The 23,629-nt window shown below is 59.0% G+C and carries 21 protein-coding genes; 14 read left to right on the top strand and 7 right to left on the bottom strand.

Annotation, left to right across the window (positions count from 1 at the left end; translation table 11 throughout):
- Positions 1-14: 14 nt before the first annotated feature.
- The 5 genes from H8F21_RS19250 to H8F21_RS19230 all read left to right on the top strand — a co-directional run bounded on the left by H8F21_RS19250 (position 15) and on the right by H8F21_RS19230 (position 5,556).
- Positions 15-275, top strand: coding sequence for a DUF2934 domain-containing protein (locus tag H8F21_RS19250; protein ID WP_136475658.1), 261 nt, complete (start codon positions 15-17; stop codon positions 273-275).
- A gap of 75 nt (positions 276-350) precedes the next feature.
- On the top strand, positions 351-2,495 hold the full coding sequence (glgX, locus tag H8F21_RS19245) for a glycogen debranching protein GlgX (protein WP_203478496.1): 2,145 nt from the start codon (positions 351-353) through the stop codon (positions 2,493-2,495).
- A gap of 62 nt (positions 2,496-2,557) precedes the next feature.
- The gene (locus H8F21_RS19240) at positions 2,558-3,352 is read left to right on the top strand and encodes an endonuclease/exonuclease/phosphatase family protein (protein ID WP_203478498.1); all 795 of its coding nucleotides are present in this window, start codon (positions 2,558-2,560) and stop codon (positions 3,350-3,352) included.
- A gap of 312 nt (positions 3,353-3,664) precedes the next feature.
- The gene (locus H8F21_RS19235; RefSeq protein WP_203585159.1) at positions 3,665-4,747 is read left to right on the top strand and encodes an autotransporter outer membrane beta-barrel domain-containing protein; all 1,083 of its coding nucleotides are present in this window, start codon (positions 3,665-3,667) and stop codon (positions 4,745-4,747) included.
- A 467-nt stretch (positions 4,748-5,214) separates the two neighbouring features.
- Complete coding sequence (locus tag H8F21_RS19230; RefSeq protein ID WP_203478502.1) at positions 5,215-5,556, top strand: DUF6124 family protein; 342 nt, start codon at positions 5,215-5,217, stop codon at positions 5,554-5,556.
- A 96-nt stretch (positions 5,557-5,652) separates the two neighbouring features.
- Here H8F21_RS19230 and H8F21_RS19225 read toward each other — a convergent pair whose 3' ends face one another.
- Positions 5,653-6,651, bottom strand: a complete 999-nt coding sequence (locus H8F21_RS19225) for an NAD(P)H-dependent flavin oxidoreductase (RefSeq protein WP_203478504.1) — start codon at positions 6,649-6,651, stop codon at positions 5,653-5,655.
- 185 nt (positions 6,652-6,836) lie between these two features.
- Between H8F21_RS19225 and H8F21_RS19220 the strand changes: the two genes are divergently transcribed.
- Positions 6,837-6,998, top strand: a complete 162-nt coding sequence (locus H8F21_RS19220) for a DUF2986 domain-containing protein (protein WP_203478506.1) — start codon at positions 6,837-6,839, stop codon at positions 6,996-6,998.
- Between the two features lie 34 nt (positions 6,999-7,032).
- Here the strand turns inward: H8F21_RS19220 and H8F21_RS19215 are convergent, their stop codons facing one another.
- Together H8F21_RS19215 and H8F21_RS19210 are read right to left on the bottom strand one after the other, a co-directional pair.
- A complete protein-coding gene (locus H8F21_RS19215) occupies positions 7,033-7,512 on the bottom strand; it encodes an isochorismatase family protein (RefSeq protein ID WP_203478508.1) in 480 nt (159 codons plus the stop codon).
- 80 nt (positions 7,513-7,592) lie between these two features.
- Positions 7,593-8,663: a helix-turn-helix transcriptional regulator gene (locus H8F21_RS19210; RefSeq protein ID WP_203478510.1), complete on the bottom strand. Its 1,071-nt coding sequence runs from the start codon at positions 8,661-8,663 to the stop codon at positions 7,593-7,595.
- Positions 8,664-8,775: 112 nt separating this feature from the next.
- Between H8F21_RS19210 and H8F21_RS19205 the strand changes: the two genes are divergently transcribed.
- Together H8F21_RS19205 and H8F21_RS19200 are read left to right on the top strand one after the other, a co-directional pair.
- Complete coding sequence (locus tag H8F21_RS19205) at positions 8,776-9,657, top strand: hypothetical protein (protein WP_203478512.1); 882 nt, start codon at positions 8,776-8,778, stop codon at positions 9,655-9,657.
- A 75-nt stretch (positions 9,658-9,732) separates the two neighbouring features.
- A complete protein-coding gene (locus H8F21_RS19200) occupies positions 9,733-10,104 on the top strand; it encodes a hypothetical protein (RefSeq protein WP_203478513.1) in 372 nt (123 codons plus the stop codon).
- A gap of 45 nt (positions 10,105-10,149) precedes the next feature.
- Here H8F21_RS19200 and H8F21_RS19195 read toward each other — a convergent pair whose 3' ends face one another.
- On the bottom strand, positions 10,150-10,845 hold the full coding sequence (locus tag H8F21_RS19195) for a tRNA (adenine(22)-N(1))-methyltransferase (protein ID WP_328824512.1): 696 nt from the start codon (positions 10,843-10,845) through the stop codon (positions 10,150-10,152).
- A 210-nt stretch (positions 10,846-11,055) separates the two neighbouring features.
- Between H8F21_RS19195 and gltS the strand changes: the two genes are divergently transcribed.
- The 4 genes from gltS to H8F21_RS19175 all read left to right on the top strand — a co-directional run bounded on the left by gltS (position 11,056) and on the right by H8F21_RS19175 (position 17,458).
- The gene (gltS, locus tag H8F21_RS19190; protein ID WP_203478521.1) at positions 11,056-12,270 is read left to right on the top strand and encodes a sodium/glutamate symporter; all 1,215 of its coding nucleotides are present in this window, start codon (positions 11,056-11,058) and stop codon (positions 12,268-12,270) included.
- A gap of 241 nt (positions 12,271-12,511) precedes the next feature.
- On the top strand, positions 12,512-14,257 hold the full coding sequence (gene capB / locus H8F21_RS19185; protein ID WP_203478523.1) for a caprolactamase subunit beta: 1,746 nt from the start codon (positions 12,512-12,514) through the stop codon (positions 14,255-14,257).
- 39 nt (positions 14,258-14,296) lie between these two features.
- Positions 14,297-16,387, top strand: a complete 2,091-nt coding sequence (gene capA, locus H8F21_RS19180; RefSeq protein WP_203478525.1) for a caprolactamase subunit alpha — start codon at positions 14,297-14,299, stop codon at positions 16,385-16,387.
- Between the two features lie 102 nt (positions 16,388-16,489).
- A complete protein-coding gene (locus tag H8F21_RS19175; protein ID WP_203478526.1) occupies positions 16,490-17,458 on the top strand; it encodes an AraC-like ligand-binding domain-containing protein in 969 nt (322 codons plus the stop codon).
- Between the two features lie 79 nt (positions 17,459-17,537).
- Here the strand turns inward: H8F21_RS19175 and H8F21_RS19170 are convergent, their stop codons facing one another.
- Positions 17,538-18,068 carry a glyoxalase superfamily protein gene (locus tag H8F21_RS19170; protein ID WP_203478527.1) on the bottom strand — a complete coding sequence of 177 codons (531 nt, stop codon included), beginning with the start codon at positions 18,066-18,068 and terminating at the stop codon, positions 17,538-17,540.
- Between the two features lie 326 nt (positions 18,069-18,394).
- On the opposite strand from H8F21_RS19170, the gene H8F21_RS19165 reads away from it, so the two are divergent.
- On the top strand, positions 18,395-19,063 hold the full coding sequence (locus tag H8F21_RS19165) for a hypothetical protein (RefSeq protein ID WP_203585158.1): 669 nt from the start codon (positions 18,395-18,397) through the stop codon (positions 19,061-19,063).
- 206 nt (positions 19,064-19,269) lie between these two features.
- Positions 19,270-20,766 (top strand): DUF1254 domain-containing protein, encoded by a 1,497-nt coding sequence (locus tag H8F21_RS19160; RefSeq protein WP_203585157.1) that lies wholly within the window; start codon positions 19,270-19,272, stop codon positions 20,764-20,766.
- Positions 20,767-20,829: 63 nt separating this feature from the next.
- On the opposite strand, the gene H8F21_RS19155 is transcribed toward H8F21_RS19160, so the two are convergent.
- Positions 20,830-21,921 carry a hypothetical protein gene (locus tag H8F21_RS19155; protein ID WP_203478530.1) on the bottom strand — a complete coding sequence of 364 codons (1,092 nt, stop codon included), beginning with the start codon at positions 21,919-21,921 and terminating at the stop codon, positions 20,830-20,832.
- 208 nt (positions 21,922-22,129) lie between these two features.
- Entirely contained in the window at positions 22,130-23,605 is a 1,476-nt protein-coding gene (locus tag H8F21_RS19150) for a TolC family protein (protein ID WP_203540959.1), read from the bottom strand.
- Positions 23,606-23,629 lie beyond the last annotated feature (24 nt).

Genomic DNA, 23,629 nt, shown 5'->3' with positions numbered 1-23,629 from the left:
TCAGGAGCGTCGAGATGAGTATTGATGACAAACGTATTAGCGAGTTTGCCTACCAGATCTGGGAGTCGGAAGGTAAACCCGAAGGCCAGGAGTCGCGACATTGGGAGATGGCACGCAAGCTCGCCGAGGCTGAGTCTCTGGCGCCCAAGGCCACGCCGCGAAAAGCCAAGGCCAAGCCTGCGCCTGCCTCTACAGCTGAGGTAGCGGCGCCGAGCAAGAAGCCCGCGCCGGCAGCGAAAAAACCCCGGCCGCCGAAAAAACCAACCGTTGCATGATCCGTAGTGAGGGGCAGTCCCGTTCTTCAAGGAGCGGGCTTGCCCCGCAATGAACCGAATCAGTCAAGGAGACTTATGAAAACACCCACGCAAGCTGTCGACCCCTCGCGCATTCGCGAAGGCCTGCCATTTCCGCTTGGCGCAAGCTGGGACGGCTTGGGGGTCAACTTCGCCCTGTTCTCTGCCCACGCCACCAAGGTCGAACTGTGCCTGTTCGACGCCAGCGGCGAGGTTGAACTTGAACGTATCGAGCTGCCGGAATACACCGACGAGATCTTTCACGGCTACCTGCCCGATGCCCATCCCGGGCAGATCTACGGCTACCGTGTGCACGGCCCGTACGAGCCGCAGAACGGCCATCGTTTCAACCCCAACAAATTATTGATCGACCCATACGCCAAGCAGCTGGTGGGCAGTCTGAAATGGTCCGAGGCGTTGTTCGGCTACACCATTGGTCACCCTGATGGCGACCTCAGCTTCGATGAGCGCGACAGTGCCCCATTCGTACCCAAGTGCAAAGTCATCGATCCGGCCTACACCTGGGGTCGCGATCAGCGTGTAGGCGTGCCTTGGGACCGCACCATCATCTATGAAGCCCATGTGCGCGGCATCAGCATGCGTCACCCGGCAGTGCCCGAGGACAATCGCGGCACCTTTGCAGGCCTGATGTGCGACGAGTTGCTCAACCATATAAAGCAACTGGGCGTCACCTCCATCGAGCTGCTGCCGATCCATGCCTTCGTCAGCGACCAGCACTTGCTGCACAAGGGCCTGGACAACTACTGGGGCTACAACAGCATCGCCTTCTTCGCCCCGCATCCACGCTACCTGGCCAACGGCAAGATCGCCGAGTTCAAGGAAATGGTCGCGCACTTGCACGACGCCGGTCTGGAGGTGATTCTCGACGTGGTCTACAACCACACTGCAGAAGGCAATGAACTGGGCCCGACCCTGTCCATGCGCGGCATCGACAACGCCTCGTATTATCGGCTGATGCCCGACGACAAGCGTTTCTACATCAACGATTCCGGCACCGGCAACACCCTGGACTTGAGTCACCCTTGCGTACTACAACTGGTGACCGATTCGCTGCGCTACTGGGCAGGCGAGATGCATGTGGACGGCTTTCGCTTCGACCTGGCCACCATCCTCGGCCGCTACCACGACGGTTTCAATGAACGTCACAGCTTTCTCGTTGCCTGCCGCCAGGACCCGCTGCTGCGGCAGGTCAAGCTGATTGCCGAGCCTTGGGATTGCGGCCCGGGTGGCTATCAGGTGGGCAACTTTGCCCCAGGCTGGACGGAGTGGAACGATCGCTTTCGCGACACCGTGCGGGCTTTCTGGAAAGGCGATGAAGGTCAGTTGGCCGACTTTGCCGCACGCATGACCGCCTCCGGCGAGCTGTTCAACCGCCGTGGTCGTCGCGCCTACGCCTCGGTGAACTTCATCACCGCCCACGACGGCTTCACCCTGCGCGATTTGGTCTCATACAACGACAAGCACAATGAGGACAACGACGAAGACAACCAGGATGGCAGCAACAACAACCTGTCCTGGAACCACGGCGCCGAAGGTGCCACCGATGACCCGGAAATCAATGCACTGCGCCTGCGCCAGATGCGCAACTTTTTCGCCACCCTGCTGCTGGCCCAAGGCACGCCCATGATCGTTGCAGGAGACGAATTCAGTCGCACTCAACATGGCAACAACAATGCCTATTGCCAGGACAGCGAGATCGGCTGGATCAATTGGGAGCTCGATGACGAAGGCACTGCGTTGCTCAAGTTCGTCAAACGCCTGACCAAGCTGCGCCTAAACTATCCGGTGCTGCGCCGCTCGCGCTTTCTGGTGGGTGACTACAATGAGGCCATCGGGGTCAAGGATGTGACGTGGCTCGCGCCTGACGCCAGCGAGATGAGTGTCGAGCAATGGGAGGACAGCCAGGGACGCTGCCTGGGCATGCTGATGGATGGCCGCGCACAAGTGAGCGGCATACAACGACCCGGTGAGGATGCCACCTTGTTGCTGATCGTCAACGCCCATCACGACAATGTCACCTTCACGTTGCCGCAGGTGCCTGAAGGCGAGCACTGGAACTGCCTGATCGATACCGATCGACCGCAATTGCGCAAGGGCGAACGCCATGAGTTTGAAAGCAACCTGGAGGTGACGGGACGCTCGTTGATACTGCTGGAACTGCAACGTGAGGATGAAACGTGAGGCGGGGAACTGACACCTTGGGTATCAGTCCTAAGCAGTAGGTTTGAAGATCAGGAGCAACCGTGAATCCCGAACCGGACCCCACACTGATTACCGCTATCCAACAGGCGCCTGCCGTGCGGCGCCTGAAGGTGTTGACCGTCAACACCCACAAAGGCTTCACCGCCTTCAATCGCCGCTTCATCCTGCCGGAACTGCGCGAGGCAGTGCGCAGCACCGAAGCCGACATCGTCTTCCTCCAGGAAGTGCTCGGCAGTCACGACCGCCATGCCGCGCGCCACCCCGGCTGGCCGCAAACGTCCCAGTACGAGTTTCTTGCCGACAGCATGTGGACCGATTTCGCCTATGGCCGCAACGCCGTCTATCCCGACGGCCATCACGGCAATGCGTTGTTGTCCAAGTACCCGATCATCGAGCACCGCAATCTGGATGTCTCGATTACCGGCCCGGAACGACGCGGGCTGCTGCACTGCGTACTCGATGTACCCGGCCAGCATCAAGTGCATGCCGTGTGCGTGCACCTGTCGCTACTGGAAAGCCACAGGCAAAAGCAGCTGCAGTTGCTACGCCGGTTGCTCGATTCGCTACCCGCCGACGCCCCGGTGATCATCGCTGGCGATTTCAATGACTGGAAGCTGCAAGGCAACCGCACGCTGGGTATGCACCGTGGCCTGCATGAAGCGTTCGAGCGCCATCATGGCTTGCTGGCACGCACCTACCCCGCTCGCTTGCCGCTGTTGCGCCTGGACCGAATCTACCTGCGCAATGCCAACAGTCACGCGCCACGCATCCTCGGCAACAAGCCGTGGAGCCACCTGTCCGATCATCTGCCGCTGGCTGTAGAAGTGCAGCTTTAGCAATGATTCGGCATTAGACGCGGGTACCCAAAGATCCATCACGTCTATCTAATGTAAATAATTGTTTAATTTCAGCGCACTACCCTGCTTAACTTCTTGACAACATGCGCTTCACGCTTTCTTGACGCCCGCCGTCTCCTCTCCTTAGCTTCAGGTAATGCAGCATTGCAGAATTCCATTGCGAGCCTCTAACTCGCGCCTTTCGGCGCGCGGCTGAGACACGTTTTGCTGGTTTGGGTCGCCCTCTGGTTTTGCCTTACAGCTCGTGACATCAGGCCAGAACCCTGGCTGTTACAACAGAGGAGATCCGCCATGAAAAACACGCTGAATCGCGCACGCTGCGAGTACATTTTCTACGCGATTTCCACGTCGCTGCTGATCGCGAGCCCGTTGGAAGCTTTTGCGTACGAACTCCAGAATGACGATCCCTTCAATTCACTGGTACAGGTGCAGGCACAGTCCCTACCCGTACTGTCATTAACCCCCGTGAGTGTCAGCGGCGTAGGCCTGGCGACCTTGAGCGCGTTCTCCGAGCGCATGGCCGAACGCAACACACCAGCCGCCCCCGAACTCATGACCAGTCAGTGGGCGCAGTTTTTTCCGGTGCCACTGAGAACCAGTGCCCCTGCTGCCACCCGACTGGATGCTGCAAACCAAAGTCTGCAGATCAGCCCGGACTTGTTCGTTCGCGAAACCAGCGCCGGCAACGTCCATCGCATCGGCTTCTTCGTCGGGCACAGTAGCCTGCAAAGCGGCTTCGACGGCATGCGCAAACCACAGGTCGGTGACAAGAAGTCCAACGTCAATCTGGAAGGTGAAAGCCTGGGTATGTACTGGAGCATGACCCACGATCAGGGCTGGCATGTGGACGCAGTGGCCATGGGCACTCGTTTCGACGTCAACGGCCGCAGCGAAAACGGCCAACGCCTGGATGGCGACGGTCATGCCCTAACCTTGTCGGTTGAAGGTGGCTACCCCATCAGCCTTGGTGAAAACTGGACAATCGAACCCCAGGCGCAATTGATCAACCAACAATACTTCCCCGGCAGCCAGACCCAGACCGACACTCAACAAGCCTTCGATCAACAACCCAACTGGACCGGTCGGGTCGGCGCCAAGTTGTCCGCACGTTATAACCTGCGGGGCATGCCCATCGAGCCCTTCCTGCGTACAAACGTCTGGTACGACTTTACCAATGCCGACTCCGTGTCGCTGGACAAAGTCGACAAGATCAGCAGCGGGCGCAACTCCGCCACGGTTGAAGTGGGCTTGGGGCTGGTGGCCAGGGTAACGCCTAAAGTGGCGTTGTTCGTCAGTGCCGACTACAGCACCGATGTGGATGACAACGACCTCAATGGCTTGATTGGCAACCTTGGGGTCAGGGTCAGATGGTAAGGGCGCACGCGCCGATCGAGTGAACTGGATCGTTCAAGGCGGTGATACTGCGAGATATTTGCGCCATACGCCGCCGGAACCCATCCGACGATTGCCCAATTCTTTGGACGCGGCCGCTGTGCGCTCGAACGCCCGCAAGGCCCGCAAGGCCCGCGCCTACCAATGTGTGGTTTGCCGGGGTGACATGCAACGTCGCTTGAATCATCTTCCCAACTCCGTTAACCTGCTCGGGTCGCTGCCAATTCAGCGACCGGGCTTGGCGGCTCGACACGAAGGCGCAAAGCGCCCCATATCTCCATCACTGGCGCTTTTTTTGTGCTCGTGATGATGCTTTATGGCGGGCTGCGCATGGACTTCTTCGGAAGTGCCGGGTCCCTTCGTACCGGTCCGCCAACCTTGCGTAGTCCGTCACCCTTCCCTGCTTGGCGGCAGTTGGTGGCGGATCCTTTATACGAAGGAGCACCACAATGACAAAACCAGTTCCAGATCCACCGCTCACCACCACGACCAGCACCACCTTTGGTTCTTGTAATGGCAGTCACGACCCGCTGTTTTCGGTACGTGCCGATATCACCTTCGAAGATGCCCTGGTGCACACTTCAGTCCTGCTCAAAAGCGCCTACCAAACCACTGAACTCGCCTGCGACAGGGTCGATGAAGAGGTACGCCGTCTACTCTGGTCTACTGAACGATTAATAGAAATGGCCCTGGCATTGGTCGAAGCATTGTTGGATGAGGTAGAGGCCCGCTCGATGGCGGCCGCGCAGTTGCGCCGCACGATGCAAGCGGGCCAGCCCACGACGGATTGATCAACACCAACTGCTCTGCACAGGCCTCTTGACCGGGCCAGGTGAAATGCGCTTCCCAGCGGCGCTCTGGCGCCGCGGGGATTGCAATGGCGTCACCTAAGCCGCGTCGTGTAGCTGTCCAAGACGCTGAAGTGCTTTTTTGGCATCGTCGAGTATTTCATCAAAGATGGCCTCGACAGGCTTTACGGCGTCGGCAAAAACAACCGATGGGCCGAAGTCGAGCATGCCCAAGGCACTGTCGCCAGTCTGATACGCCTGGGTGCTCAGCGAGCCCATCACATGAGCCCGGTACTGCTCGAAGTCGCTTGCACCGGCAGCATCCAGGGCCGCAACTGCCTTGGCACTTTCGTTGTTGTAAACCCGGTGATGATCTCGCAACCCGGTCTTCACGATCACGCTTTCGGTGCCGTCGCTGCGCACCAGCAAATCCTTGTACTTACGGTGTATCCACAACTCCTCGGCGACCAGCATGCGCGAGCCCATCAATACGGCATCCGCGCCCATGGTCAGTGTTGCTGCCAATTGTCGCCCCGTGCCGATGCCGCCACCAATAACCACTGGAACACTGACTTCGTTAGGCACCTGCGCCGCCTGAACCATACTGCTGATACCATAGACGCCCGGATGGCCACCACAGTCGTTACCCACAACAATCACCGCATCTACCCCAAGCCGTGCGGCCGAACGGGCATAACGCACCGCCGCCACCTTGTGCAGCACTTTGATACCCGCATCACGCAGAATCGGAAGGATACCCTCCGGACTTGTACCCGACGTCTCCACGCATAACACGCCCTCCTCGGCGACGATCGCCAACTGCTCATGCAAACGTTCAAGACCTTGCGCTTGCCGAGACAGGTACAGGTTGACGCCAAACCCCTTGCCCGAAGTCAGCTGCTTGCAGCGGCGCAGTTGCTCACGAAATTCATCTGGATCAGGGAAGCCCGCAGCCACTATAAAACCCATGCCCCCTGCATTGACCACCGCCGCAACATAATCGGCATCCGATACGCCTGGGCCCATGCCCCCGCAAAGAATGGGGTGAGCAATGCCGAGCATTTCGGTAATTGGGGTTTTGAACAGCGGGCTGCGCATAGGGGGACCTCCGACTCGATGAAAAGGTATGGGAAGCAGGCTCGAAAGGTTTATAGCTGAACAGTCGTTCAATAGCAATTCCGCGCGCAGCGCGTCCTGAGCCACGCGCAAGGGCGGCGTTTCAGTTGCGTGGCGCAACAGATATGACAGACTTCGGGGTATTGACGCAGAGCTGAGTGGAAAAAATGAATCGCCGCAAGAAAATCAAGCAACTGCTAACGGCTAACGCCAAAAAAGCCAGCGCCAAACTGGCACCAAAGAGCAAACCTAAATACATCAGCAAAGCTGACCGATTGAAACTGGAGGCCGAATCCAGCCAGGAACCAACGGTTGCGCCTGAAAGCTGATCGAGTGTTGCAAGCGCTAGTGCCAGCTGCGTTACTAGGCGTCGAGCTCGGCGAGAATTTCGGCTCTTGTGGTCACCTGACGGAAGTGGTGTTCCCACAGTTTGATCCCCAACTGCCCCGAACGATCCAGGGAGGAGCCTACCGTCAGGTCGGTCACCAGCGTCGGCGTAAGCCCCGCATCGAAGAGCGCGAAACCTGCGGCAAGTACGCAGGTTTCAGTCTGGATACCACACACCAGCACACGCTCGACGCCTAGCTGTTTGATGTACTCGATCGTTTCCGCGGTTTGCCCGTAGCCATGCTTTACAAACACTCGATCAGCCTCGACCAGGCTTTCGTCCTCGGCGGCAGGATGCCAACCGAGTTGCTGTTGGAACGGGGTGATCAGCTCGTCATGCAGTTCGACCGACGCAATGGTAAGAATTCTCTCTGACAGCGCCCGCACACCATCGACCAGCCACTCGGGTGGACTGAAGGTGGACTGCACATCAACGATAAGTAAAACCTGCCGCATGAACGTCTCTTAAGCGATAGCAAAGGGCTGGGAGTATATCGCTTCGTCAGCTCAAGGCAGAAATCGCGCCGCGTCCACCGTCAATCATCGGCATAAAGACTGACCGCCCGGCGCAGCGTATCCCTGACATGCGCGCGAATAACCACTGGCGCCAGCACCTCGATCTCGTCCGCATTACTTAACAGGAACAACCGCAGGCCTTGGGTATCGTGCAAGGTGCAATTGAGCTCCCACTTGCCGTCGACAGATGGAACCATGACCTGATTTTCGGCCAACGGATTTTCAACGAGTCGATTGTGCAAGTTGGCGCCCAAGCGCAGCGTTAGTTGCACAGGGTCATCGCCATGGATGGTCATGAGGTGCTTTTGTGCTTCAACCGAATTGACGTCATAGTCGTCAGGTTCGCAGATGTGCCGACTGCTTTCGGTCACCGCTACAACTCGGTGCAGCATCAGCGCACACATTGTGTTCGGGCCGTTGCTGCTGTACTTGCCGCGTTTTGCCCCAGGTTCGGGCTCGCAGCCTTGCGGCCACTCCTCTTCCAGTACATACGCGGACAGGTAGATGTTGGAATCCTGATAAGACAAGGCCAACGGCTTCAGGTGATAAACACACTCAACGCCGCCTGCATCCCTGGGCAGGTAGGTGACCTTCAGCGGCTCGTCGTATAGCAGCGCATCTTGAATCCTTGCGACATGTCCGGGGTTGGAGCGCCCGGGTTGCAACACGGTAAAACGTGTGCCGGTGGTGATGCGCTTGGCCCATTCCAGCTTGCGGATGGGCACCTTGCTCATGACCCGGTCCACGTAGCCACGCAGTTTTTTCAGCATTGCCGGCGGCGCCTGCAGACCGAAACGGGCGGCGTGGTCGATGATGGCGGTGACGGTCATCGCTTCGCTGGGCAGCAGCGTCAGGTCCAGACTTGTGCCTTCGCCTACCCAGAAATTGGCCCTGAGGTCGGCGTCCATCTGCACCTGGCGGACCTCGCCGATACGCTCCAGTGCTTCAAGATCGCGCTGCGTGTTCTTGGGGTTGTGGCTCTCCAACTTCAGCTCGGTGCACAGGCGTTCATGTAGAATCGGGGTCGATTGTGGCGCCTTGTAGCCAAGCAAAATCTTGCGCAGACAATCGCGACGATCAAACAAATCCACTTTATTTTCCACGGTCGTCCCATTGCGGACATGATCTGTCCCTATCTGATGTTTTGATGCTCTGGCTGGCGGGCAATCTCGCCAACCGTAATGCCAGCCCACAGGAGTATTGATGAATCGCCAAACCTATTTTGCCCTTCCCCACCTCACCCAGTTCACCGACTGGCTCGCGGCCGAGCTTGACTCGCAGTCGCGCTTCAAGCACGAGTATGTTGATCGGCGCAGCGCCACGCAATGGTCGTGCAACAGCTTGTTCGACGCCTTCAGCAAGTACCGCTGGAATCATCCGGGCAATGCCCGCCTGGGGTTCAATCCCGGCAGCTGCTCTGCCAGCAACGGCCTGGCCCTGGCGGCATTGCGCAAGGACCTGCAACGCATCAATGACGATGACGCACGGGCGCTTGAGGCGACTCTGGATGTTATGCGCTGGGGTGGCGTGAGTGCGGGCAATGCCAAATGGCTTACCGTGAACAAGGCGGGTTTGGCAAACGCCATCAAGGTGGTGCAGGTAGCAATGGACGCTGGCGATGAACGTGCGCCAACGCTTCGCGCCAAGCAGCTGCGTTTCAATTCGGGAATGACCAAAGTCTACTCGCTGCTGTGCAAGAACTTTGTCATTTACGACAGCCGCGTCGCCGCAGCGCTGGGGTGGGTGGTGGTGAAGTACTGCCGGGCGCACAATCTGCCAAGCGTACCGCAGGCATTGAGCTTTCCCTGGGCTGGGGCGAAGGAGGCAGCCAATGCAAGTGCCCCGAAACGTCGCAACCCGGGCATTGGCAACCTCCAGTTCAAGGGCCTGCGCTCGGGATCTCACCACGCCCTGTGGAATCTTCGCGCCAACTGGCTGTTGACTGCAGTACTGGCCCACCCCGCTGCACACGACAGTCCGTTCCACTCGGTGGCGGCCCCGTACGCCCCCTTGCGCGCACTCGAAGCCGCACTGTTCATGATTGGCTATGACCTGGGCGATCACCGCGCCGCTGTCGCCGCCTGATCAATGCGCCAACTGCCTTCGTCATCTCCACGAGGGCCATCGCTGAACAATAGAAATAATTCGTCGAGGTGAGCAATGAATGACTTCAATCCACTGCAAGCGTTGATCGTGGATCTCGCTGCCGATGGTATACGGGCCATTGACCTCAAGCGCGCCGTTACCGGCAAGTTTCCAGCACTGGGAGAAGCCCAGTACCAGTCGACGCTACTGGGCCTTCAAGAGCTGGAGTGTCTGGTCGGGGAAGAAGTACAAGGTGACTGGTTCTTCAAAACCCTGGATAAAACCAGTCCAGATTACCAACCACTGGAATACAGCCCTGAGTTTGCCGAAAAGATCATCGCGGCATCCTGCGGGGAATTTGTCGAGATCGATGTCGACGCGTTTCTCGCCCAGCTAAGTGACATGATTGCCAAGGCCAAAAGCGCTAACTCAAAACCTGCCGACTGAATTGCATAGGGAGCAAACCAATCATGCTCAAACCACGTCGAGCCATTAAGCCAACAACTCGGCAATCCACCGCGCCTGGCGGGTGACGTCTTCGACCTTCTGCTCGGGAACAGCCTGCCGTGCCCGGGCAAAGTTGCTCAAAATTCGTTGCTTCTGGCGCAGCATGCGCTGCCACTTCTGCACAAATGCGGGGCTGCGCACCTGCATTTGCATCGGGCCGAAATACAGCTCCCGTGCGGTGTAGGCCACAGGACCAGCACGCTCGGCAACAATGATTTCGTAGTCAAAGCGATTTTCCCGCAGCACTTCCTCACAGAGAATCCGATAGCCATTGTCCATCAACCATTGGCGCAACGGTCCTTCGCCGCCATTGGGTTGCAGGATCAGTCGCTCCTCGCCGCTCAGGCGTGACTTGCCGGCTTCAAGGATGTCGCGAATCGTCTCGCCGCCCATGCCGCAGATGCTGATTGCAGTGATTGCGTCCTGCGCCTCGATTGCACCCAGGCCGTTGGCCAGACGTACCGTAACCCGTTGCTCCAGGGCACTCTCGCGCACCGTGCATTGGGCCGAGTGAAACGGCGTCAAGGCCACCTCCCCCGCTACCGCTGCTGCGATGGCGCCACGGCGCATCAGTGCCACAGGCAGGTAGGCATGATCCGAGCCGATATCGGCCAGGCGAGCCCCCACGGGTACATGCGCCGCCACACGCTCCAGGCGCGCAGACAATGTCTGTTCGTTCAACTGCAACCTCTCGTCACCACAATCGCCCGGCAGCTTTGCCCGGATCGGGGCGCGATTCTGTCGAGCGACGCCGCGCAATTCAAGTTTTTGCGACCAAATCCACGCTTCAAACCTTGCTGCTATGCTCCTTTCACCGTTCATTGACGCCAATCAGAACGCAAAATGGCGGTGCCCTGATAATGACTTTCCCGGATTTTTAGGTAGGCCTCCATGACCTCCCAGCTCTTCCCGATTCACGGCCTCGTGAGCTTCACGCTGGCCATCCTTCTGCTGTTCCTGGGCAAAACCCTGGTCCAGCGCAGTACCCTCCTGCGTCAGTATTGCATTCCCGAATCGGTCGTCGGCGGCTTTGTCTGCGCGGCGGTGACCAGCATTCTGTACTTCGGCCTCAATGTTCAGGTCGAGTTCGACCTGCAGGTTCGCGACACCTTGCTGCTGTATTTCTTCGCCGGCATCGGTTTGAAATCGGACATGCGCCAACTCATCAAGGGCGGGCGCCCGCTGCTCATCCTGCTGTTTCTCGCCAGCGCGTTCATCGTGCTGCAGAACACCCTGGGCATGGGCATGGCCGAAGCGTTCGGACTCGATCCAAAGGCCGGTTTGATGGTCGGCTCCATCTCCCTCACCGGCGGCGTGGGCACAACCCTGGCCTGGGCGCCACTGTTCGTTGAAAAACTGGGGATCAGTAACGCTAATGAACTGGGCATCGCCAGTAACACCGTAGGGCTTATCGCCGCGTGCGTGATCGGCGGGCCAATCGCCAACCAATTGATACGCCGCCATCAACTGCAACCTTCCAGAGATGCTGCGCTGGAGGTCGGCATTCTTGAGCACCAAGCTAACAATTCAGTGAATTACTACGACGTGCTCTGGGCATGGATGTGGCTCAACCTGACATTGATGCTCGGCTATGGGCTCAACCTGCTGCTGGTCGATGCCGGCATCACCCTGCCGAAGTTCGTCAGTTGCCTGTTCGCGGGCATCATCATCCACCATGTGGTGCTCGCGGTGCTGGGTGAACAGCGACTGAAAAGCTGGAGCGGCGCCAGCCTCGGCCTGGCGTTGATTTCCGACATCTGCCTGGGCATGTTCCTGACCATGGCCTTGATGGGCCTGCAACTGTGGCAGCTCAGCGGTGCCCTGATGTTCATTATGTGCACCTTGACCTTGCAGGTACTGCTGACGGTTCTCTACACCTACTTCGTGGTGTTCCGTTGCATGGGCCGCGACTACGAGGCGAGCGTCATTGCCTCAGGCTTCGGTGGCATTACCCTCGGCTCCACGGCAACGGCCATCGTCAACATGACAACCGTTACGCAAAAGTACGGTGCAGCGCATCAGGCCTTTCTGATCGTGCCGCTGGTGTGTGGCTTTTTCATCGACCTGGTCAACGCCGTAATCATTGGTATTTTCAGCGGGATATAGGCAGACGGCGGGCGTGCCCGCCCGCCCTCGCGGTACCGATCAACGTGAATGCCTACCCGCACCTGTACACCAGTCAATCGGTGACTTCTCGTTTCTTCTGACGCGCCGCCAGTGCACTGCGAAGCAAAAAGCAGTGCACCAGACGACAAGCCCTCAGCCGGCATGCACGCGTAGCTTTGTCTCGTAGGGCAGACATTCGTCATGACCCTCACCTGCATAACAACAAGATTTCTGGTGACCTATGAGTACAGTAGATCCGATCACCCTGGCAGTCGTACGGGGCGCGCTTGAAACAGCTCAGCGCGAAATGACCCTGACGCTGGAAAAAACCGGCCGTTCGAGCGTCTTCAACCTGGCTCACGACTATTCCAACGCGCTCTTCGACCATCTTCCGGAAATGATCCTGCAAGGCCAGGACATACCTATACACCTGGGCTCGCTGATTCCTGCAATGAAATGCGTCGCCGGCTTCTTCGGTGATGACATCCAGGAAGGCGACGTGATCTATCACAACGACCCGGCCTACAAAGGCAGCCATATTCTCGACTGCTGCATGTACAAACCCGTGTTCTACAACGGCGAACTGGTGTTCTGGACGGTCTGCAAAGGCCATCTGACCGACATTGGCGGCCCGGTGCCCGCCGGCTACAACCCGGACGCCAAGGAAATCTACGCCGAAGGCCTGCGTATCCCGCCAGTAAAACTCTGGTCCCGCGGCGAGCGCCGTGAAGATGTGATCAATCTACTGCTAACCAACATGCGTGCCCGGGCATACCAGGAAGGCGACCTCAACGCGCAATACGGCGCCTGCAATGTCGGTGAGCGGCACTTGCTGGAGCTGCTGGAGCGTTATGGCGTGGAACAGGTTCGTGCGTGCATCACCGAACTCAAGGACATGGCCGACCGCCACATGCGTGCGTTGCTGCGTGATGTACCCGACGGTTTCTACACCGGCACCGCTGTACTCGAAGACTCGGGCCACGGGCTGGGCGAGTTGTCGATTACCGCCCGGGTGGAGATTCGCGGTGACGAAGCCCACGTATTGATCGAAAGCCCGCCACAAGTGCCCTACTTCATCAATTCCTACGCCGGCAACTCGGTGTCAGGGGTGTACCTAGGGCTAATGATGTTTGCCCAGGTGCCGCCGCCTTACAACGAAGGGCTGTACCGTTGCGTCACGGTTGACCTCGGCCCGCCCGGCACCCTATGCAACGCGCAAGAACCGGCCCCCCACGTCAACAGCACCACCACGCCCATGGAAACCCTGGCCGATGCCGTGCGCCAGGCCCTGGAACAGGCAGCCCCGGATCGCGTCACCGCCTCCTGGGGACACGCCAGCGGGATCAACATCGCCGGCCGCGACCCACGTAATGGCAACGACGAGTATGTGACCATGGTTCTGGCCTCGATCATCTCCGGTGCGGGAGCCAACAAGGCCATGGATGGCTGGCCGGCCTGCGGCCCGCTGTGCTGTTTCGGCGCACTGATGTCCGGCGACATCGAGTTATTGGAGTACTCCTATCCGGTGATCCTGCATCGCTACAGCCTGATGACCGACAGCGGTGGTGCCGGCGAATTCCGCGGAGGCTCGGGTACCCGCATCGAAATCGAACCCCTCAACCATGCCATGACCGTGGTCGGTTTCGGTGAAGGTCGGCAACTGCCCACCGCCGGGGCTGCTGGCGCGACCAACGTTCTTCTCCAACCCAAGCTTGGCCGGCTGATCCATCGCAAGGCCGATGGCCAGGAAGATCACTTCACTTACAACGCGCTGCTGACTGCGCAGCCGGGCGAACGGGTGATCAACATCAATCCCGGTGGCGGCGGCTATGGGCATCCGTTCAGACGCCCGATTGCCAGTGTGTTGCACGATGTCCTCAACGGGCTGGTTTCGCCCGAAGGCGCACACCTGGAGTACGGCGTGGTGATCGACAAAAACGGCCAGCTCGACGAAACAGCCACCCACGCTACCCGCGCCGCGCATTAATTAATGCCCAGCCCTTTGAGTAATCTAGAGACTCACATCATGACCAAGCAGCAATATCGTCTGGGCATCGACGCCGGCGGCACCTTCACCGACTTCATCCTCGCGGATCGTCAGGGCAACGTGCAGCTGTTCAAGGCACCGTCCACCCCGCATGACGGCACCCTCGCCATCCGTAATGGCCTGGCACAGATCGCCGATGCCATCGGCCGCACCCCGGCGCAGATCATTGCCGACTGCGACCTGTGCATCAACGGCACCACCGTGGCCCTCAACGCGCTGATCGAAAAGACCGGGGTCAAGGTCGGTCTGTTGTGCACCGAAGGCCATGAGGACAGCCTGGAAATCCGCCTAGGCCACAAAGAAGACGGGCATCGCTACGATGCCAGCTACCCACCGGCCTACATGCTAGTGCCGCGCCATCTGCGGCGCCCGATCGGCGGCCGGATCATCAGCGATGGCCGCGAGCATAGCCCGCTGGATGAAAACGGCATTCGTGAGGCGATCGAGTACTTCCGTGAGCAGGACGTCAAGGCGGTGGCAATTTCCTTCGTCTGGTCGGTGCGCAACCCGAGCCACGAACAGCGCGCTGCCGAGATGGTGCGGGCAGCGTTGCCCGGGGTGTTCGTGTGTACCGGCAATGAAGTATTCCCGCAAATTCGCGAATACACCCGCACATCGACCACGGTGGTCAATGCCTACCTGAGCCCTGTGATGGGCCGCTATATCGAACGTATCGATGCGCTGTTCGAAGAACTCGGCGCGCAGCAACCTACCCGCTACTTCCAGTCCAATGGTGGCCTGGCGCCTGGCGCGGTGATGCGCGAACGTGCGGTAAACGCGATCAACTCGGGGCCGGCGTCCGCACCACAAGCCGGGCTGTGCGTTGCCCAGCCGTTCGGCATCGACAACGTGATCACCGTGGACATGGGTGGCACCTCATTCGATATCACCTTGAGCAAATCCGGACGCACGAACTTCAGCAAGGACACAGACTTCCTGCGCTATCGCATCGGCGTACCGATGATTCAAGTGGAAACCCTCGGGGCTGGCGGTGGTTCCATTGCCTATCTGGACGATTTCGGCATGCTGCAGGTCGGTCCGCGCAGCGCCGGCGCCAACCCAGGCCCGGTGTGCTATGGCAAAGGCGGCGTCGAGCCGACCGTTACCGATGCCAACCTGGCCCTCGGCTACCTGGCCGACGGTGCACTGCTGGGCGGCAGCATTCGCCTCAATCGCAAGGCGGCGATCGAAGCCATTCGCAGCAAAATTGCAGACCCGTTGAACATCAGCGTCGAGCGGGCGGCTATCGGCATCATCACCTTGGTCAACCTGAACATGGTCAGTGGTATCCGTCGGGTGTCTGTCGAGCGCGGTTATGACCCTCGCGATTTCGCCCTGATTGGGGCGGGCGGCGCCGCCGGCATGCACGTCATGCGCCTGGCCGAAGAGATCGGCAGCAAGGTAGTGCTGATACCCAAAGTGGCTTCCGGGCTATGCGCCTTCGGCCAGATTCTCTCGGACATCCGTTACGACCAGTTGACCACGCTGCCGATGCGCCTGGACGACACACAGGTCAACCTGCCGTTGCTCAACCAGACCTTGCAGCAACTGCGTGAGCGCGGCATGAACAATTTGCGTGAGGATGGCTTCAGGGCAGGCAACAACGTCGAGTGCCGCTACAACCTGGAAATCCGCTACTTGGGTCAGGTGCACGAATGCAGCGTGGAACTGGCCTGCGATCAACTGGACCAACAAGGTCTAGTCGCCTTGCGCGAGGCATTCCACCAGCGGCACAAAGCGCTGTTTTCCTACAGCGAACCTGAAAGCCCGGCAGAACTGGTTAACCTCGAATGTTCGGTGATCGCTCGGCTGCAACGCCCACCGATGCCGGAACTACCTGTGCCGTCCGAGTGTACGCCGGCCAGCCCGGTCGGTCGCCGGCCCATGCTGTTCGACACCCAGGACAACTGGCAGGACACCCCCGTGTACAACGGTGCGTGGCTGCAGGCTGGGCAAACCCTTCGGGGCCCGTGCGTGATCGAGGAAGCGACCACCAATATTGTCGTGCCACCGGGCTGGAAAGCTACTCTGGCGCCGTCAGCCACCTACTTCCTGACGCATGACGATTGACCGCCGGTAGACATTAGCAAATGATGGTAAAAAGCGGCGCCAACGGTTTACCGTTCGGCGCCGTCCGCACATCTCAAAAAAATAACAAACATAAGGTGCGCCATGGCAATCAAGTTTTCCACCCGCTCTTGGACCGAGCATGAGTGCCAGCCTCGCTGGGCCGAAGCAGTCGGCAGCGCCTATTTTCCACTGTCGCTGGAGTTCGCGCCGAGCAGCCGTTTCAGCGGCAGCCTGCAGATTTGGGAAACCAACAGCACACCCCTGACATTGTCGCGCCTGCGCTCGAGCCAGCTCGGCTACTCGCGCAGCAAAACCCAGGTCAGCGAAGACCGCGAAGCCTGTTACTTGGTCACTGTACCTCGTCGCAGCGAAGTACATTTCGAACAAGGCGGTCGCGAACTGCACTGCCAACCCGGCGGGTTCATCTTCGAGCGTGGCGATGCGCCCTACCGCTTTCACTACGCCTGTGACAACGATCTATGGGTATTCAAGCTGCCCGAGCGCGCCCTGCATGGGCAATTACGTGGCGCTGAACGTTATACCCGCTTCTGTTTCGATGCCAGGCGCGGCATCGGGCGGATTTTCGTCGACCAGCTAGCGATGTGTGCAGCTCGCTTCGACGAATGCAACAGCAGCGCACGCCACATGCTACTGGAACAGGCGCTTTCGACCCTGCTGCTGACCCTGCGCGATGATGAGCGGGTGCTTAACTGTGAAAGTTCGAGCCTGGCGGCCTTGCATCTGCAGCGAATTGAGCAATACGTCGAACAACAGTTGGGCAATCCTGACCTCGCCCCGCAAATGATCGCAGACGCCTGCGGCCTTTCCGTGCGTTATGTGCACAAACTGTTCACCAGTACGGCCTACAGCCTGGGCGAGTGGATACGCATAAGGCGGCTGGAGGCCGTCGATCGCGTGCTGCGCGACCCCACTTGTCACCTGTCGATCGGGGAACTGGCCATGCGCTGGGGGTTTAGCGACCAGGCACAATTCGCTCGCAGCTTCCGACAACACTTCGGCTGCACCGCCAAGGAAGTACGCCCTCAAACCGCGTCGCACGTCAGCAGCTAATTGATATGGCGCCTATAGGCTCGAGGTAATTCGACCGACTTATGAAAGCGGGATGTGATAACCATAAATGCGAATGGCGTCAGCTTTCGCAGAACCTGATCCGATTACCGAATGGGTCGTACACCTCCAACAGCTTGCCCCAGCCCTGCTGCACGATGTCTGGACGTCCGTAGCCATAGCGCTTGGTAAGCAACTCGTCACGAAGCAACTCGATGTTTTGCATCGGTACAAAGATTGTCGTTCCAGGGCTGGCATCGCCATGGTGCTCGGACAGGTGCAGCTGCAAACCGTCGCGGTTGAGCCCAAGGTACAGCGGCAGATCCGCTTCGAATCGATGCTCGAATTCAACGCTGAAACCGAGGAAATCGAGGTAGAACTCGCGGGCCTTGGTTTCGTCGAACATCCGCAGTATCGGGATGGCCTTGTCAAAGGTAATGGCAGGTTGCGGCGTCTCGGCTGGCAACAGCGCCGCAGCGGTGTTCCAGTCCTTATAGCCCAGTTGCTGAGCGACCAGCTCAAGCGCATTGGCGTGAGACACTTCCTGATCGCTCGCTTGCAAAGCGCTTCGCAGAAGCTTGGCCATGCGCTTGGCTTTCTCGATTGACAGCATAAATCCTCCTGGCGTCGAAGCAGGTTGGTGCTCGCATTGCCAAACCTCGACGTTCAAGAGCGACTTGAGAGAGTTTGGAGCAGAGATGCTTTCACCTTTCCAACGAGGAGCGAGCGGCAGGCAGCATCGGCCTGCCGCGATAGTACACAGTCGCCGTTATGGGCGAAAGCGCCGCCAGCCACCCTCTTCTGCGTACAAGGCCTACGAAAATAGTGCCACAACTCGTATAGTCCCCACTTGCTGGAAGCCGGTCCGCAGTTGCTTTGAGAACCTTGCACGTTGTCCAAGGGCAAGCGGATGTCGTCAATCAACAGGAGTTGGCAAGGATGGATTTTTCGCATCAGCGGGTTTTAGAGGGTGCAATGTTTGAAGCGGTTCGCGCCCGCTCGCCCCTCTTGGGAAAACAGATCATCAATACAGGTTCGTTCAGTGTGCTGTTCGAGGGCGACACCTCGGCATCGGTGCATCGTTTGTCTTCCGACAATGCCACCCATGACTTTGCCGCAAAGGCCCGCCAGCTTGGCCTGGCTGGGGTTGTCGGACTGCTGGCAGACTACGGCGCCGTGGCTCTGTACGATGAGAGTGACTACGGCGCCGAGTACCTGTGGCTGGCTCATCTCGAACGTCTGGAGAGCCTGCGGGACTACCCTGCCCAACGCGCCGCAGTTGCGCACCTGCTGGTGCATCTGACCGATTGTGACGACGGCGACCTGTTGGGTACACAGGCAGACAAATGCAACTTGTTGGCAAAGCTGAACGACGCCCCTGTCGAGCCGTGCACGCAGCAGGCAGTCGAAGCCATGAAGCGCCTGCTGCCTGAATACATCCGCAACACCGACGTTGCCATCGACCTTGAAACCAGCAATTTCATGGTCCGTGCATCCACGGGTGACGTGGTGCTGAGCGACCCACTCAGCGGGCTTGCTGATGTCTCTCAAGCCCATCATCAACGCTTGCTGAAAGAAGTTATCGTGATCGCCGATACGCTGGGTTGAACCTGTCGCAAAAGCGCAGGACAGCAACGCTCGCCCTCGATACCCCGGCCCCTCTCTAAACGGGGGGGGACGGTCGCGCCATACAGGGCAAACAATCGACGCCTGGAATTATTGTCATCCGCCAGGTGAAGCAAGGCGCTGGCCCGCGTGCACTGGATCGATACGCACCGCTTCACCTATCGACAAACCAATCGAAGGAAAGAGAGATGCTGCGAACATCCAAAACGATTGCACTGGCGATACCGCTCGGGCTCACCCTGTCATTGAGTCTCATCGCCCCAACAGCGCTGGGAAACACCGAGCCAAACACTGCACTCACCCAAACCCTGCCTGCCGGTGTGAACGCCAATAGTCGGATCACCGAGCAGTACGCACGCCTGGTAGCGCGCGACGCATGGTTTTGGGCGTGGCCGATGGTGAATATGTATAACCGCCGCCTGGCCTTTTCCAAGGCCCCGCAGCATGGCCTTATCGGCGGGGCCCTGGCCATCGCCCCGCACAACCGCTTGACCATGCTGAGCGATTACATAAAGCCAGAACAGCGCTCTATCGCCTGTCCCAACCAGGATGTCATCTATGGGGCGGGTTATCTTGCGCTGGACGTCAGCCCGGTGGTAATCCAGGTGCCCGACTTCGGCGAGCGCTTCTGGGTGTATCAAGTTTCCGACCTGCGTACCGACAGTATCGCCAGCCTGGGTGCAATGCATGGCACCAAGCCGGGCTTCTACTTGATGGTCGGCCCCGACTGGCAAGGCACGGTGCCAAAAGGCATTACCCAAGTGATCCATACTCAAACCAATGCCGTGTTCATTGGCCCGCGGGTATTTCTGGATGACACTGCGCAGGACCGCCAGGCGGCGCAAGAGGTCATCCAGGGCATCAATATCTACCCGCTTGCCGAATTCGACGGCAGCGTCAAACGTCATGACTGGCGCACGCTGCCGATCTTCCCCAAGCGTGATGACCGCGCAGGCGAAACACGCTGGGTGCGCCCTGATGTGTTTTTCGATCAGCTCCCAAAGGTTCTGCAATTGACACCTGCCCAGGCCGGGGAAACCGCGCGCTACCAACAAGTGTTGAGCGTGATTGCGGCTGCGCAGAAAGACCCCGCCCTGAAACAGGCAATGATCGATGAGGCTGAGAAAGCCGACCGGGAGCTGGTCGACCCGCTGCTGCAGTTCCGCAACTGGGGCGTCAACCTGCCGCACCACTGGAGCACCATCACCAACGGTGCGCGTTTTGGCACCGACTACTTCACCCGCACTGCAGTGGCGCGGTCCAATATTCTGGTCAATGCACCGGATGAGACCAAATATTTTTATCAGGACCTGGATGCTGCCGGCATGCGCCTCAATGGCGCCAATGCCTACACCGTCACCTTTGCCAAGGGTCAGGTTCCGCCGGTGAAAGGCTTCTGGTCCCTCACCGCCTATGACGCGGCGCATTTCTTTGTGCCCAATCCGCTGAACCGGTACTCGCTCGGCACCAAGAACAAAGACTTGAAGATCAATGCCGATGGCTCGCTGACGTTCTACGTCCAGGCCGAGTCCCCGGGTGCAGACAAAGAAAGCAACTGGCTACCGACGCCCAAGAGTGCCGACTTCTCGCTGTTTCTGCGCGCCTACTGGCCGCGGGAAGCTATCACCGAGGGTCGCTGGACGCCGCCGGCCGTCGATAGAAGCACGATAGCTGCCACTAACTAAAAGACTGCACTCACGGGTGCGCCCCCACACGGGGGCGTACATTTCACGTTTGCGCACAAACGCCTAGTCACGCGAAAACGTTATAACGCTGTAGGCAAACTCGTGCGGTTGCCGCGCAACGCCTGTATCAGGGTTCTTCATCCTGACCCGATCATCGTCGTGTACAACCAGAACATGGCTGTTATCGAGCACCTCAATCCCTTCAGGCTTGTTGGTGAATTGGAGCGGGGAGCCATCCTTGAGCCTCACCGCTTGTGGCCTACCCGGCTTATCGCCCTCCAGCGGCAGAACCCACAGAAACCCACCCAGCGTATTGCCGCGTTCAAAGCTCGTTGCAGCATAGAATCGGTTCTGGTTGTAGCGATCGAACTCAATCGCGGAAATCCCTAACTCGGGATGAGAGCCTGCAGGTAAATCAAGAGCCTGCATCAGCTGGTCGGGAGGGAGATTCCACACAACTTCAAAAGTCTCTCCCAACACGAAGCCGCTGTCGGTGATGGCGAACGGTACAGAAAGCAGCAGGAATGAGAAACCGGCTGTTTTTCTGCTGGCGCCATGCTTACGGATTCCCACCAGCAGACGATTGCCGGGGGCGGTCGTCAACGCTTCGATCTGGTAATAAGGAGTACCGATGGCGTGGCTGATGTGTTCTCGCAAACTGCGTGAGCTTGTGACATTGCCACGCGTAGAAGGAGAAATGACCTGCGCCTTTTCTGGTGCCTCGACGGGCCAGTAAAGCAGCGTACTGCGCGCATCGGCTGCAGCATGCAGCGCGCTGCCCTCCTTGTTGAACGCAGTGCTGGCGATGACGAACCTGCCATCCAATGTCGTGGTCAGCGCCTCATACTTGGTTGCTTTGCGCAGCACGTCTACTGCCAGGTAGCTGGGAGTACCAATGATCCGGTTGTTCTTGAGCGCCATAGTGAATACAGCTGAATCAGCTGGATTGGGCATAGGCTTGTCATTGGCGAGCAGCAAGGTTTCACCGATACGAGCGACGCCCGAGACTTCACAATTGACCTTATGACCTGCCGCGTAACAGGGCGCGAAATGGTGCTGTACAGATTCTACGGTCGCAGCACCAGGCGCGGCATAGGCGCTGACGTGGTAAAGCATCAGTCCGCTAAGTGTGAACGACCTGATCGGCCTGCTCATGGCTGTCCTCCGTGAATGCGCCATTGCGGTATTGGTTCCAAGGTACGCAGAAACGAGCAATGATGTAACTGGCATTTCTGGCAGGTAATGTTCGCCGTCGGCGCTGAGCACCGTCGTCGCACATTTTTGGACGCTCGCTTCTCCCGAGCGGGCATAAGGGCCTCATCGCCGGCAAGCCCGCGGCTAGACCCTCAATCACACCACAGCATCAACGGCTCCAGCTGTTCTCGCTAATCTGCAAAGCATCGGCGATGGTCTGCACTTTGTCATCCGGCAGGTCTTTTGGCAGTGGGTCAGCGCCAGTGCTGACGAACAACTGAGCATAGGCGTTGCGCATTTCGGCGTAGGACAGGTCACGCTTGAGTTGGGTCTGCAGGTTGTTCAGCTCGCCCTGGATCAACTCCAGTTCACCAATGTTGTTCGTCTTGTAGCGATTGCGCAGTTGCTCGGCGATCTGTCCATCCAGCGTGGCCATCTCTTCGCTAGTCTTGAACTGGCGGGTGGCTTCCTGGAGGTTGGCCCGCGCTACGTACAACTGTGCCATCACCGCGATGGACATGGCCTGACGACGCGCCTGGGCGACACTTTCCCCCGCCTCGGCGACCTTGATCGCAGTCGGCCCGGCCAATACGTTGAACAGATTCCAGGTGACTTTGACGCCATAGTCGGCCCAGCTTTGATTGGTCAGGAAAGAGTTGCTGTCGTAATGACCGCCAGCTGAGAACTCCAGGCCCGGTAGCATACGCAGCATGGCCTTGCGGGTTTCGGCGGCGCTGATACGCGCCTGGTAGTCCTGCTCGCGCAACTCCGGCCGGTTGGACAAGGCCTGCTGCTCCAGCTCGGCGAAGTCACCATGAAACTCGGGCACCATGTAGTTATCGTCCAGTGCCAGGGTGTAAGGCTTGTCCATTGGCTGGTTGATCAGCGCGGCCAGTTCGGTCTTGGCCAGGGTCAAGGCACGCCGCTGCTCTTCCAGTTGCCGGGTGGCCTCGATCAAGGCGCGCTGATAGCTCAGCGCCTGTACCGGATCACCGATGCGCTGGGCGCTCATCAGTTGGCTGTTGATGCGCGCCTGGCTGATACGTCCCATCAGCGTGTCAATCTGATTCAGCAGGCGCTCTGCCGCCACCGCGCGCCAGTAAGCCGATCGCACGTCCTGAGTAATGGTGTGGATGACCTTGCGCTTGCGTTCCTGAAGGATGTAGCGCTGGTCGGACTGCTGCTTGGCACCCAGATAGCTGACACCGAAGTCCAGCACATTCCAAACCATGGTCAGGTCGGCGACTTCGCGGTCGCGATCCTGGGAGGTCGAAGGCTCAAGAGACTGGGTACCGGTAAGAATACTTTGGCTACTGGAAGCGCCGACGTTGTTGCGGCCGGCATAACCGGCGCTGAGTGCCATGCGCGGCAACATGTCGAACTGCGCCAGGTCGAGCTGACGCTGGCCCAGGGCCTCTTCCATTACCTTCAGGCGCGCCTCAAGGTTGTATTTCACCGCACGCGCCATGGCCTGATGTAAGGTCAGGGGGCCTTCCAGAGGCTCCTGATTCTTGTAGATGCTGGCCATATCGCTACGGGCACGGTCTTCGCTGGCACTGCGATCAATTGGCTCGCTGGTGACGGCGCAACCGCCGATGGCCAGCGCCAACAGACTGGCGGCAAAGAGTTTGTGCTTGTTATTCATGCGTGGGCCGCCCCCTGGTACGGC

The organism is Pseudomonas arcuscaelestis, from assembly GCF_016881005.1.
GTDB lineage: Bacteria > Pseudomonadota > Gammaproteobacteria > Pseudomonadales > Pseudomonadaceae > Aquipseudomonas > Aquipseudomonas arcuscaelestis.
The sequence above is the reverse complement of the archived record's forward strand: the minus strand, read 5'-3'. Positions and strand labels throughout refer to the sequence as shown.